Source organism: Microbacterium sp. NPDC058345 (assembly GCF_042723855.1).
Classification (GTDB): Bacteria; Actinomycetota; Actinomycetes; order Actinomycetales; family Microbacteriaceae; genus Microbacterium.
In genome coordinates this window covers 221,345-233,860 of record NZ_JBHXIG010000003.1, presented here as the reverse complement: position 1 = coordinate 233,860, position 12,516 = coordinate 221,345, and the positions used below count along the sequence as shown (strand labels likewise).

General features: G+C 70.6%; 10 protein-coding genes. 4 read left to right on the top strand and 6 right to left on the bottom strand.

Features of this window, described 5'->3' with window-relative positions:
• Window positions 1-97: 97 nt before the first annotated feature.
• Complete coding sequence (locus ACFWH5_RS12770; RefSeq protein WP_378835120.1) at window positions 98-1,744, top strand: thiamine pyrophosphate-binding protein; 1,647 nt, start codon at window positions 98-100, stop codon at window positions 1,742-1,744.
• A 100-nt stretch (window positions 1,745-1,844) separates the two neighbouring features.
• Here the strand turns inward: ACFWH5_RS12770 and ACFWH5_RS12765 are convergent, their stop codons facing one another.
• The 6 genes from ACFWH5_RS12765 to ACFWH5_RS12740 form a co-directional block, all read right to left on the bottom strand.
• Window positions 1,845-2,465, bottom strand: a complete 621-nt coding sequence (locus ACFWH5_RS12765; protein ID WP_378835119.1) for a response regulator — start codon at window positions 2,463-2,465, stop codon at window positions 1,845-1,847.
• Window positions 2,462-3,580: a sensor histidine kinase gene (locus ACFWH5_RS12760; protein ID WP_378835117.1), complete on the bottom strand. Its 1,119-nt coding sequence runs from the start codon at window positions 3,578-3,580 to the stop codon at window positions 2,462-2,464. The genes ACFWH5_RS12765 and ACFWH5_RS12760 overlap by 4 nt, the downstream gene beginning before the upstream one ends.
• 10 nt (window positions 3,581-3,590) lie before the next feature.
• A complete protein-coding gene (locus ACFWH5_RS12755) occupies window positions 3,591-4,352 on the bottom strand; it encodes an ABC transporter permease (protein ID WP_378835116.1) in 762 nt (253 codons plus the stop codon).
• A 2-nt stretch (window positions 4,353-4,354) separates the two neighbouring features.
• On the bottom strand, window positions 4,355-5,329 hold the full coding sequence (locus ACFWH5_RS12750; protein ID WP_378835114.1) for an ABC transporter ATP-binding protein: 975 nt from the start codon (window positions 5,327-5,329) through the stop codon (window positions 4,355-4,357).
• 86 nt (window positions 5,330-5,415) lie between these two features.
• Window positions 5,416-7,284, bottom strand: a complete 1,869-nt coding sequence (locus tag ACFWH5_RS12745) for an FAD-dependent monooxygenase (RefSeq protein ID WP_378835113.1) — start codon at window positions 7,282-7,284, stop codon at window positions 5,416-5,418.
• A gap of 54 nt (window positions 7,285-7,338) precedes the next feature.
• Window positions 7,339-8,724, bottom strand: a complete 1,386-nt coding sequence (locus ACFWH5_RS12740) for an MFS transporter (protein WP_378835112.1) — start codon at window positions 8,722-8,724, stop codon at window positions 7,339-7,341.
• A 137-nt stretch (window positions 8,725-8,861) separates the two neighbouring features.
• Between ACFWH5_RS12740 and ACFWH5_RS12735 the strand changes: the two genes are divergently transcribed.
• From ACFWH5_RS12735 to hpaE, 3 genes are read left to right on the top strand one after another with little or no spacing between them, the layout of a single operon-like run.
• Window positions 8,862-10,313, top strand: a complete 1,452-nt coding sequence (locus tag ACFWH5_RS12735; protein WP_378835110.1) for a fumarylacetoacetate hydrolase family protein — start codon at window positions 8,862-8,864, stop codon at window positions 10,311-10,313.
• Window positions 10,310-10,987, top strand: coding sequence for a GntR family transcriptional regulator (locus ACFWH5_RS12730; protein WP_378835109.1), 678 nt, complete (start codon window positions 10,310-10,312; stop codon window positions 10,985-10,987). The genes ACFWH5_RS12735 and ACFWH5_RS12730 overlap by 4 nt, the downstream gene beginning before the upstream one ends.
• Entirely contained in the window at window positions 10,987-12,507 is a 1,521-nt protein-coding gene (gene hpaE, locus ACFWH5_RS12725) for a 5-carboxymethyl-2-hydroxymuconate semialdehyde dehydrogenase (RefSeq protein WP_378835108.1), read from the top strand. Before ACFWH5_RS12730 ends, hpaE begins: the two co-directional genes overlap by 1 nt.
• The last annotated feature ends 9 nt before the right edge of the window (window positions 12,508-12,516 follow it).

The following is a 12,516-nucleotide window of genomic DNA, read 5'->3' as shown; positions in this document are numbered from 1 at the left end:
CCGGTGCCCGAAAAAGGGGCACGAAGCACTCCGCGACGCAGCGCGAGCGGCGAGACACATACGGACTGCATCCGTTCCCGTCTCGAAAGGCACTGTCATGCCCTCCGTGTCCGCCCACGTCGCCCTCACACTCGCTCAGCACATCGATCACGTCTTCGGAGTGATGGGCAACGGCAACGCCTACTTCCTCGACGCGCTCGAGTCGCAGACCGACGCTGTGTTCACCGCCGTGCGCCATGAGCAGGGCGCGGTCGTCGCCGCCGACGCGCACTTCCGCGCATCAGGGCGCATCGCCGCCGCCACCTCCACCTACGGCGCCGGATTCACGAACACCATCACCGCGCTCGCCGAGGCCGTGCAGGCGCACGTGCCCCTCGTTCTCGTGGTCGGCGACGAGCCCACCTCGGGTCCTCGCCCGTGGGACGTCGACCAGATCGCCCTGGCCTCGGCGGTCGGCGCCCGCACCTATACCACCGGTCGGGCGGATGCTGCCGCGACGACGGTCATCGCGATCGAACACGCTCTCACCTACCGGGTGCCGGTGGTGCTCGCGATCCCCTACGATGTCGCGGCGCTCGACGCCGGTCCCGTGCCCGAGGCACCGGCGCCGCGCCGTCCCGCGCCACTGGCCCCGCGCGGCGAGTTCGCCGAGGGGATGCTCGACGACATCGCCGCGGCGCTGCGCACCGCGAAGCACCCCTTCTTGCTGGCCGGTCGCGGCGCGTGGCTGGCCGGCGCCGGGGAGGCGCTGGGAGCGCTGGCCGACGCCACCGGAGCACTCACCGCCTCCACCGCCCTGGGCCGCGGAGTCTTCCCCGACGAACGATACGACCTCGGCGTGACCGGCGGGTTCGGCGCGGACGGTGCGATGGAGCTCGTGCAGCAGGCCGACGTCGCCGTCGTCTTCGGCGCGTCGCTCAACCAGTTCACGATGCGCTTCGGCGAGCTGTTCGCACCGGGCACAAGGGTCTTCCAGATCGACGTGCTCCCCGCCGCCACGCATGCGCATGTCGGCGGCTTCGTCCGGGCGGATGCTCGTCTCGCGGCATCCGCGCTCGTCGAGCGCCTCGCGGGCGCCGCCCCGTCCGGGTGGCGGGAGTCGGTCGACGCGGCCGCAGCGCGGGCCTATGCCGAGGGCGATGCGATCGCCGCGGACGGGCGCCTCGATCCCCGATCGGCGGCACGTCGGATCGCCGAGCTGCTGCCCGGCGACCGCGTGGTCGTCTCGGACGGCGGGCATTTCATCGGCTGGGCGAACATGTACTGGCCGGTCGCCGCCCCCGACCGCATGATGATGATCGGCACCGCGTTCCAGTCGATCGGTCAGGGCTGGCCGAGCGTCGTCGGTGCGACCCGCGCCCGGCCCGAGTCGACCATCGTGCTCACCTCGGGCGACGGCGGCGGCCTGATGGCGATCGCCGACCTGGAGTCGGCCGTCCGCGCCGCCGGCGGACGCGGCATGGCCGTGATCTGGAACGACGCCGCCTACGGCGCCGAGGTGAACCTGTACGGGCTGAAGGGGCTCGCCGAAGCGCCGATGCGCATCCCCGAGGTCGATTTCGCCGCCTTCGGTGCGGCGGCCGGCGCGGAAGGGGTCGTCGTGCGGACCCTCGACGACCTCGATCGGCTGCGCACCTGGTCAGCCGAGGATCCCGCCGAGCGACGGTTCCTGGTGCTCGATCTGCGGATCTCCGGCGCTGTCATCGCGCCGTACCAGCAGGAGATCATCCGCGTGAACTCGTGACCGCGGCGTCCGCGTTACCCGCTTTGCAGGAGATCAACGGGGATGCAGGAGCGATCCGCCCGGATCGCTCCTGCAAAGCGGGTGATCTCCGGCATCCGCGTCAGATCCAGCCCTTGTCCTGGGCGATCCGCACCGCCTGGGCGCGGTTCGCGGCACCGACCTTGCCGATCGCCGCCGAAAGGTTGTTGCGCACCGTGCCTGCGGAGAGGAACACCTCGGATGCGATCGCCGCAGCGCTGCGACCGTCGGCGGCGAGCCGCAGCACCTGGCGTTCCCGCTCGGTGAGCGGATTCGCGCCCTCGAACAGACTCGCCTCGGCGAGCGCAGGATCGACCACGCGCAGGCCCGCGTGCACTCGGCGCACGGCGTCGGCGAGCTGCTCGGCCGGCGCATCCTTGACGACGAATCCGCTGGCGCCGGCATCCAGTGCCGCGCGCAGATAGCCCGGTCGCGCGAACGTCGTCACGATGAGCACCCGGGTGCCGGCGCTGGCGGCGCGCACCGCCTGCGTCGCGGCGATGCCGTCCATGCCGGGCATCTGGATGTCCATGAGGCAGACATCCGGAAACGTCCGCGCCACCACCTGCACGGCCTCCTGGCCGTCACCGGCGACGCCGACGACGCTGAGGTCGTCCTCCAGGTCCAGAAGGGCGGCCAGCGCACCGCGCAGCATCGTCTGGTCGTCGGCGATCACCAGCCGGATCTGATCGTCGTCCGTCACCACGTCACCTCCACCCGCGTGCCGCGTCCATCGCCGGCGCCGACGGCGAGGGCGGCTCCGCCGATCGTCGCCCGCTCCCGCATCCCGCGGACGCCGTTGCCCTCGGCGCCCGTGAGACCGCGCCCGTCATCGACCACGGCGAACCTCCCCGGCGCGATGCGCACGGTGACCGTCGACGCATCGGCATGACGCAGGATGTTCGTCGTCGCTTCGCGGAGGATCCAGCTCGCGGTCAGCGACTGCGCGGGCGAGAGCGCGGCCTCCTCCCCCTCCACCCGCAGGGTGATGTCGGCGGCGTGCAGCGCACGGCGGCATGAGACCAGCTCCCCCGCGAGTGCTGCGGTGCGCACGTCGGCGACCGTCGCCCGCACGCCCGCGATGGCCTCGGTCGTGAGCGCTTCGATGTCGGCGAGCTCCGCCTTGGCGCGCTCGGGGTCGCTGTCGATGAGCCTGCGCACCAGCTGCGCCTTCAGGCTCACCACGGTCAGCGAATGCCCGACGAGGTCGTGCACATCACGCGCCACGGCCTCGCGCCCCTCGCTGGTGGCGAGTTCGAGCCCGATCCGCTCCGCCTCGTCCGAGCGGATGATCAGGGTCGTCGAGACCGTGTTGACCACCGCCAGCATCACCAGGATCGCCAGCACCGACAGGTAGGCCATCCCACCCGGGACGGCGAGGACGATCATCGCGGTGATCGCGATGCAGACCGAGACCGTGACCCAGTGCGCCAGCCGGGTGAGCCCGTACGACGCGAACGACATGATGAACGGCAGAAAGCTCAGCGCCGACCCGCCCGCCGCCGGCACCGCCAGCGCCGCGCAGGCGATGAGTCCGCCGAACGCCGCCCACTGGATCGGCTTCGGCGGTGTGGTGAGTCCCCCACCGCCGAGACTCATCCCGTGGACGAAGCCGGCCACGTAGATCACCACGAAGGCCCCGAGTGCGACCCAGCCCGTCACCACCCATGCCTGCGCCGCGGTCGATCGCAGCAGCGCCATCACCGGGTAGACCAGGAAGACGAGCCAGACGACGGCCATCAGCCAGCCGTAGCGCTCCCACTGCGATCCCGCGCCCCGCTGGGGGCGCGGGATCGGCGCGGTCGTACGTCCCGTCATGATCTCGACCCTATCGGCGCGAGGTGGACCGCCGGACGCCGACGGCCACGAGGACCCCGAACACGACCACCCACGCGACGACGTTCGCGACGAGCGTCCAGAGCGGGTCGGTGTGCCCGGTCGTGAGCACGCCGTCGGTGAGCGGCCAGCGCGTGAGGGCGACGAAACCGTAGAGCGGGGTGAACCGGGCGATGTCGAGCATCACGCCGTCCAGCGGCAGGAACACGTTGCCGAAGAAGGCGAAGAAGGTCATCGAGATGGAGGCCAGCGCCGCTGCCGTGTCGGAGTTGAAGAACAGCCCGACGCCGAGGCCGTACAGCCCGAACATCAGCCCGATACCGAGGATGATCCCCGCGGTGGCCGCCCAGCGCCAGCCGTCCGTCGCCTCGGCTCCGGTGAGCAGCCCGGCGACGAAGACGGCGAGCACCGCGAGAGCGGCGAAGGCGACGGCGGTGAGCAGTTTCGTCACCGCGTACCCGGCGGTGCCGAGCGGGGTCATCGCGAGCTGGCGCCCCCAGCCCTGCTTGGCCTCGGTGGCGGCCAGCGAGGTGAGCGAGCTCATCGCCACGGCCGTGCCGTACGCGGCCATCGAGACCATGACGTAGAAGGCGACGTTGCCATTGCCGGCCGACGCCGAGGCGTAGTCGGCGGTCGCGCCGAACAGCAGGTACATCGCGACCGGCATCGCCAGCGTGAACGCGAGCGTGTAGGGGTTGCGGATCTGGCGCATCGCCTCGACGCGCAGCATGGTGGGTGAGATCGTCATGGTCATGGTCAGTCCTCCGTGAGGGCCGTGAAGGCGGTTTCGAGAGTGGGGGCGGCGATCTCGAGATCGTGCGCCCCGGCGTTGAGCAGAGCGGATGCGGCGGCATCCGAGTCCCGCGCGCGCAGGCTCACGCGTTCGGCGTCGACGCGCACCTCGGTGATGCCGTCGGTTGCGGCCAGCATCCGGAGGAGCGCATCCGCGCCGCCGGCCGGCAGGGTCGCGGCGAGCGTGCGTCCGCCGAGGTTCGCGCGCAGCTGCGCGGTGGGGGCGTCGGCGACGATCCGGCCGCGGTGCATCACGACGGTGCGGCGGGCGAACTGCTCGGCCTCCTCGAGGTAGTGAGTGGCGAAGACGATGGTGCGCCCGGCGTCGGCGTCGGCGCGCATGACGTTCCAGAAGTGGCGCCGGGCCGTGACGTCCATGCCCGCGGTGGGCTCGTCGAGCACGAGGATGTCGGGGTCGGCGACCAGAGCGAGCGCGAACCTCACGCGCTGCTGCTCGCCGCCCGAGCACTTCGAGATGCGGCGGCGCGAGAGCCGGTCGAGCTCGGTGCGGGCGAGCACGTCGGGCACACGGGAGAGCGCCTCAGGCCCGTGCAGGGAGGCGATCACCTCGACGGTCTCGCGCACGGTGAGGTCCGACAGCAGGCCGCCGGTCTGCAGCACGGCCGCGATGACGCCGGCCTTGGCGGCCTTGGCCGGCTTCTGCCCGTACACCGAGACGGTGCCACTGGTGGGGTCGGCGAGCCCCAGCAGCATGTCGAGCGTGGTCGTCTTGCCGGCGCCGTTCGGGCCGAGCAGTGCCACGACCTCGCCGCGGCCGATGCGCAGGTCGATGCCGTCGACGGCCTTCACGGCGCGCTCGCCGACGCCGAAGTGCCGGCGCAGGCCCGCGATGGCGACGGCGGTGTCGGATGCTGTGGCGCCGGGTCTCGTCGGGACGAGCGCGTCCGCGGCTGGAGTGGGGTGCGTTGCGGTGGTCATGCTTCCAGCCTGGCCACCGCACGCCTCGAAATCCGGAGGGCGGTGTCACCTCGTTCGCGTGACACTTGTCACGCCGACGATGACGGTCAGGACGCCGGCAGCACGGCTCCCTCGAGGAAGGCGTCCAGCTCGTCGACGGCATCCAGCGGCAGGATCGCGGCGACGTACTGGTCGGGACGCACCACGACGACGGCGCCGTCGCGCGAGATCTCGCGCTCGGCGAAGATGTCCATGGTGCACCAGATCGTGGTGCCGGCGGCGTAGACCTTCTCCCAGTCGGTCAGGTCGTAGGGCCCGGTCTTCGGCAGGAACAGCGCGGGCGCGTCGGTGACCTCGAACTCGTCGAAGCGCTGCTGGTAGATCGCCTTCACGTCGAACACCGCATCCGAGTCACCTTCGGCCGGGGTGAACCGGGCGAAGACCGGCGTCGCGGCCTCGGCCCAGGCGGCCAGCCGTGCGGCATCCGCATCCGCGAACGCGTACACCCGCCAGCGGCCGTCCGCCTTCGCGTGGTGCCCGAGGTGTACGGCGTTGCCGTCGGCGACGCGGGTGACCTCCGCCGATTTGAAGCGCTTGCCGAGCGGGAAGCCGACCGCGAGATCCTGGTGGGCGTCGCCGGCGATGATCATCGACGGCGGGTACTGCGTCATGAATCCGGAGGGGAACTCCGCCGTCGCCAGGTAGTAGGTGGCGAGGTCCTGGGGGTCGGAGATCTCCTCGGGCTTGCGCGCCATGAGGCTCGACCATTCGCGGTCGAAGTCGATCAGCTGCTGCGCGACCGGACGGCGCTCGGCGGCGTAGGTCGACAGCAGGCTGTCCGGCGCCCGCCCGGTGAGCACATGGCCGAGCTTCCAGCCGAGGTTGAAGCCGTCCTGCATCGACACGTTCATGCCCTGCCCGGCCTTCGCGCTGTGCGTGTGACAGGCGTCCCCGGTCAGGAACACGCGCGGATGCCGGTCGGCGTCGAACGCGTCGTCGAACCCGTCGGTGACGCGGTGCCCGACCTCGTACACGCTGTGCCAGGCGACCTCCTTCACCTCGAGCGTGTAGGGATGCAGGATCTCGTTCGCCTTGGCGATCACGGCTTCGAGCGGCGTGTGACGCACCTGCCTGTTGTCGCCCTCGGCCACCTCGCCCAGGTCGACGTAGACGCGGCTGAGATACCCGCCCTCCCTCGGGATGTGCAGGATGTTGCCCGCCTCGGCGTTGATCGCACACTTGGTGCGCCAGTCCGGGAAGTCGGTGTTCACCAGCACGTCCATGACGCCCCAGGCGTGTGCGGCCATCGCACCGACGTGCGTGCGCCCGATCGCCTCGCGCACGCCGCTGCGGGCGCCGTCGCAGCCGGCGACGTACTTCGCGCGGATCGTGCGCTCCTCACCGGCGCGCTCCCCCGCCGTGTACCGCACGCGCACCTCGACGGGGTACTCGCCGTCGTCGTGCACGGTCAGCCCGAGGAACTCCACGCCGTAGTCCGGGGTGATCCGCCCCGGGCCGTGCTGCGCGGCCTCGGCGAAGTAGTCGAGCACGCGCGCCTGGTTCACGATCAGGTGCGGGAACTCGCTGATCTTCAGCCCGTAGTCCTCCGTCCGCGACGTGCGGATGATGTTCGCGCGGTTCTCGGGGTCGGGGCCCCAGAAGTTCATCCAGCCGATGTTGTACGCCTCGGCGGTGATGCGCCCGGCGAACCCGAACGCCTGGAACGTCTCGACGCTGCGCGGCTGGATGCCGTCGGCCTGTCCGAGCACGAGTCGCCCTTCGCGCTTCTCGATGATGCGCGTGGTCACCTCGGGGAACTGCGACATCTGCGCGGCGAGCAGCATGCCCGCGGGGCCGGAACCGACGATGAGGACGTCCGTCTCGTCCGGAAGATCGACCGGCCGCTCGAGGCCGACGCCCTCGGCGGGCAGCACGGTCGGATCACCCGAGACGTAGCCGTGGTGGTGGAACTGCATCGTTTCTCCTTGCGGGTGAGGGGCGGATGCCGCGGCATCCGCCCCTCAGGGTACTCAGGCCTTGGACAGGCCGCGGATCGGGCTCTCGGCCTGCTGGTCCTCGTGCTCCGGGCCGAGCGGGATGCCCGAGCGGTCGCGCAGCAGGAGCGTCGCGACCAGTCCGATGAGGGTCATGCCGGCGAGGTACCAGGTGATGCCCGCCGTCGAACCGGTGGCCTGGAAGATCGCCTGGGCGATCATCGGCGAGAAGGCGCCGCCGAGGATGGCCCCGATGGCGTACGAGATCGAGACGCCCGAGAAGCGGATGGACGCGGGAAACAGCTCGGCGTACAGCGCCGCCTGCGGTCCGTACGTGAAGCCGAGGCCGATGGTGAGGATCACCAGCGCAGCGGCGAGTGAGGGGATGGTGCCCATGTTGGTCAGCGGGAACAGCAGGAACACACCGGCCAGCTGCAGGATCCAGCCGAGGATGTACGTGTTGCGCCGGCCCATCCGGTCGGAGAGCCAGCCGCCGAACCATGTCGAGATGAGCCAGGTCACCCCCGACAGCGCGACCACCCAGAACACCGCCGACGTGTCGAGCTCGATAGGGCCCGGCACGGCGGTCGCGTAGCGCTGCACGTATCCGCCGGTGGTCATGTAGCCGACGGCGTTGTTGCCGGCGAACACGAGCGCGGCGACGATCACCAGCGGCAGATGGTGACGCAGCAGCTGCACGATCGGCATGCGGCTCTTCTCCTTGCGCTCCGCGATCTCGGTGAACACGGGGCTTTCGGAGACGCGGCGGCGCACCCAGTAGCCGACGCCGATCAGCACGATCGACAGCAGGAACGGCACCCGCCATCCCCACTCGAGGAAGGCGTCGCCCGGGGCGATCTGCGCCATCAGGGCGAGCATCATGGATGCCAGCAGCAGGCCGATCGGCACGCCGATCTGCGGTGACGCGCCGAAGATCCCGCGCTTGGCCTTGGGTGCGTGCTCGACGGCCATCAGCACGGCCCCGCCCCACTCGCCGCCCGCCGAGATGCCCTGCACCACTCGCAGGAAGATCAGCAGGATCGGCGCCCAGACGCCGATGGCGGCGTGGGTCGGCAGCACGCCGACCAGCGTGGTCGCGACGCCCATCAGCAGCAGGGTGAGCACGAGCATCGGCCGCCGGCCGATCTTGTCGCCGAAGTGACCGGCGAGGAACGCACCCAGCGGACGGAACAGGAAGCTGACGCCGACGGTGAAGAACGACACGATCTGCGCGAACTCCGCACCCATCGGCTCGAAGAACAGGGCGGCGAACACGGTCGCCGCGGCGAACGCGTAGATGAAGAAGTCGTACCACTCGACCGTGGTGCCCACGACGGTGGCCACGACCACTCTGCGGCGGTCGTGCGGGCTGGCGATGGTGCCTGTGGGGGTGAATCCGGGCGAACCGGGCTGATCGCTCATGTTGCTCCTCTGACGACGTTGTCGGGTGGCGAGGTGCTTGCCACCGCTGCAGGGATCATATACGATTTCGAATACGACGCACAAGACGTCGTCCGATGTCATGCTGACGATGTGAACGAGCGCGAGGAGGCGCCCCTGTGACCGACACCGATCGCCCCGGCAAGATCATCGCCGTGCACCTGAACTACGTCTCGCGCGCCGACCAGCGCGGCCGCCGCCCCGCCGCCCCGTCGTACTTCTTCAAGCCGGCGAGCTCGATCGGCCGCAGCGGCGGAACGGTCGAGCGCCCCGCCGGCACGGAGCTGCTGGCGTTCGAAGGCGAGATCGCACTGATCATCGGCACGGCCGCCCGCCGGGTGAGCGTCGCGGACGCGTGGTCGCACGTCGCCGCCGTCACCGCGGCCAACGATCTGGGCCTGTACGACCTGCGGGCGAACGACAAGGGATCCAACGTGCGCTCGAAGGGCGGCGACGGGTACACGCCCTTGGGACCCGCGCTCATCGACGCCGCCTCGGTCGACCCTGCGGCGCTGCGCGTGCGCACGTGGGTGAACGACGAGCTCGCCCAGGAGGACACCACGGCGGGTCTGCTGTTCCCGCTCCCCCAGCTCGTCGCCGACCTGTCGCAGCACTTCACGCTCGAGGCGGGCGACGTCATCCTCACCGGCACGCCCGCGGGCTCCTCGGTGATCGTGCCGGGCGACGTCGTCGAGATCGAGGTGGATGTGCCGGATGCCCCGGGGGCGCCCACCTCCGGCCGGCTGCGCACCACCGTCACGCAGGGCGAACTGCCGTTCGACCCGGCCGTGGGTTCGATGCCCGCCGTCGACGATCTGCAGCGCGAAGAAGCCTGGGGCTCACGCGAGGCCGCAGGACTGCCCGAGGGGGCTCCCGCCAAGCCGGTGCTGTCGGCCGAGCTGCGCGCCAAGCTGATCGAAGCGCCCACCGCAGGGCTGTCGAGCCAGCTGCGCAGACGCGGCCTGCACTCGTGCTTCATCGACGGCGTCTCCGCCAACATCCCGGGCGCGAAGATCGTCGGCGCCGCCAAGACCCTGCGGTTCGTGCCCGCGCGCGAAGACCTGTTCGCCGCGCACGGTGGCGGCTACAACGCCCAGAAGCGCGCCTTCGACGCCGTCGCCGAGGGCGAGGTGATCGTCATCGAAGCCCGCGGTGACGCGAGCACCGGCACGCTCGGCGACATCCTCGCCCTGCGCGCGAGGGCCCGCGGCGCCGCCGGCGTCGTCACCGACGGGGGCGTGCGGGACTTCGACGCCGTGGCGGAGATCGGTCTGCCGGTGTTCTCGCGCGGTGCTCACCCCTCCGTCCTCGGCCGCAGACACGTGCCGTGGGAGCACGACGTGACCATCGGCTGCGGCGGCGCCACGGTGCAGCCGGGCGACATCATCGTCGGCGATTCCGACGGGGCGATCGTCATACCCGCCGCGCTCGCCGAGGAGGTGGCGGATGCCGCGCTCGCGCAGGAGGCGGAGGACGCCTGGATCGCCGAGCAGGTCGCGGCCGGGCATCCCGTCGACGGCCTGTTCCCGATGAACGCCGACTGGCGCGCGAAGTACGAGGGCCGCACATGACTCTCTTTCGCGAAGGCAGCAAGTCCGAGCAGGCGTACGCCTGGATCCGCTCGCGGATCTCATCGCATGCCTTCGGTCCGGGTTACCGGCTCGTGCTCGGGGCGATCGCCGACGAGCTCGGCATGAGCGTGGTGCCCGTGCGCGAGGCCATCCGCCGTCTCGAGGCGGAGGGGCTGGTCAGCTTCGAGCGCAACGTCGGTGCGCGGGTGACTCTCGTCGACGAGAGCGAATACGCCTTCACGATGCAGACCCTCGGCCTGGTCGAGGGATCGGCCACCGCCCTGTCCGCTCCCCTGCTCGCACCGGACGCCCTCGACCGCGCGGCCGAGATCAACGAGCGGATGCAGCGCCTGCTCGACCATTTCGACGCGCACCGGTTCACGCAGCTCAACCGCGACTTCCATTCGGTGCTGTACGAGCCGTGCCCCAACCCGCACATCCTCGATCTGGTGCATCGCGGATGGGCGCGTCTCTCCGGCATCCGCGACACGACCTTCGCCTTCGTGCCCGGTCGTGCCCGCCACTCCGTCGAGGAGCACCGCCAGATCCTCGACCTCATCCGCACGGGAGCCGATCCACTCGAGATCGAGCTCGCCGCACGCGACCACCGCTGGCGCACCATGGACGCGTTCCTGGCCGCCAGGCATCCGCATCCCAGCGAAGAAGGACGATGATGACCGACGTGTACACCCCGGCCGACCTGCCGCAGAAGATCCAGCACTACATCGACGGCGAGTTCGTCGATTCGATCGACGGCGACACCTTCGAGGTGCTCAACCCCGTCACCAACAAGACGTACGTGCACGCCGCCGCGGGCAAGAAGGCCGACATCGATCGCGCCGTTGCCGCAGCGCGCCGTGCGTTCACCGAGGGTCCGTGGCCGCGGATGCTGCCGCGCGAGCGCAGCCGCGTGCTGCACCGCATCGCCGACATCGTCGAGTCGCGCGACGCCCGCCTGGCGGAGCTGGAGTCGTTCGACTCCGGCCTGCCCATCACGCAGGCGCTCGGGCAGGCGCGCCGCGCGGCCGAGAACTTCCGCTTCTTCGCCGATCTGATCGTCGCGCAGGCCGACGACGCCTTCAAGGTGCCCGGCCGGCAGCTCAACTACGTCAACCGCAAGCCGATCGGCGTGGCCGGTCTCATCACGCCGTGGAACACGCCGTTCATGCTCGAGTCGTGGAAGCTCGGTCCCGCGCTGGCGACCGGAAACACGGTGGTGCTCAAGCCGGCCGAGTTCACCCCGCTGTCGGCATCGCTGTGGGCCGGCATCTTCGAGGAGGCCGGGCTGCCCAAGGGCGTGTTCAACCTCGTCAACGGGCTCGGCGAGGACGCCGGCGACGCGCTGGTGAAGCATCCCGAGGTGCCGCTGATCTCGTTCACCGGCGAGAGCAGCACCGGTCAGCTGATCTTCGGCAACGCCGCGCCGCATCTGAAGGGCCTGTCGATGGAGCTGGGCGGCAAGAGCCCCGCCGTCGTGTTCGCCGACGCCGATCTCGAGACGGCGATCGACGCCTGCATCTTCGGCGTGTTCTCGCTCAACGGCGAGCGCTGCACGGCCGGCTCGCGCGTCCTCGTCGAACGCCCCATCTACGACGAGTTCGTCGAGCGGTTCGCCGCGCAGACCAAGCGCGTCAAGGTCGGCCACCCGCACGACCCGACCACCGAGGTCGGCGCGCTGGTGCATCCCGAGCACTACGACAAGGTGATGAGCTACGTCGAACTGGGCAAGACCGAGGGGCGCCTCATCGCCGGCGGCGGTCGGCCGGACGGCTTCCCGACCGGCAACTACGTGGCGCCGACGGCGTTCGCGGATGTGGCGCCGGACGCCCGCATCTTCCAGGAGGAGATCTTCGGCCCCGTGGTCGCGATCACGCCCTTCGACACCGAAGAGGAGGCGCTCGCGCTGGCGAACGACACCAGGTACGGCCTCGCGGCCTACATCTGGACGAACGATCTCAAGCGCGCGCACAACTTCGCGCAGTCGGTCGAAGCCGGCATGGTGTGGCTGAACTCCAACAACGTCCGCGATCTGCGCACCCCGTTCGGGGGCGTCAAAGCCTCCGGACTTGGTCACGAGGGCGGATACCGCTCGATCGACTTCTACACCGACCAGCAGAGCGTGCACATCACGCTCGGCGAGCCGCACAACCCCGCTTTCGGCAAGCAGGATCTCGACGACCCGGACCCCCGCTGACCCGGCCCT

Coding starts and splice junctions, on each gene's coding strand:
- ACFWH5_RS12745 (WP_378835113.1), bottom strand. CDS start 7,284: ATGCAGTTCCACCACCACGGCTACGTCTCGGGTGATCCGACCGTGCTG.
- ACFWH5_RS12770 (WP_378835120.1), top strand. CDS start 98: ATGCCCTCCGTGTCCGCCCACGTCGCCCTCACACTCGCTCAGCACATC.
- ACFWH5_RS12755 (WP_378835116.1), bottom strand. CDS start 4,352: ATGACCATGACGATCTCACCCACCATGCTGCGCGTCGAGGCGATGCGC.
- ACFWH5_RS12760 (WP_378835117.1), bottom strand. CDS start 3,580: ATGACGGGACGTACGACCGCGCCGATCCCGCGCCCCCAGCGGGGCGCG.
- ACFWH5_RS12730 (WP_378835109.1), top strand. CDS start 10,310: ATGACTCTCTTTCGCGAAGGCAGCAAGTCCGAGCAGGCGTACGCCTGG.
- ACFWH5_RS12750 (WP_378835114.1), bottom strand. CDS start 5,329: ATGACCACCGCAACGCACCCCACTCCAGCCGCGGACGCGCTCGTCCCG.
- hpaE (WP_378835108.1), top strand. CDS start 10,987: ATGACCGACGTGTACACCCCGGCCGACCTGCCGCAGAAGATCCAGCAC.
- ACFWH5_RS12740 (WP_378835112.1), bottom strand. CDS start 8,724: ATGAGCGATCAGCCCGGTTCGCCCGGATTCACCCCCACAGGCACCATC.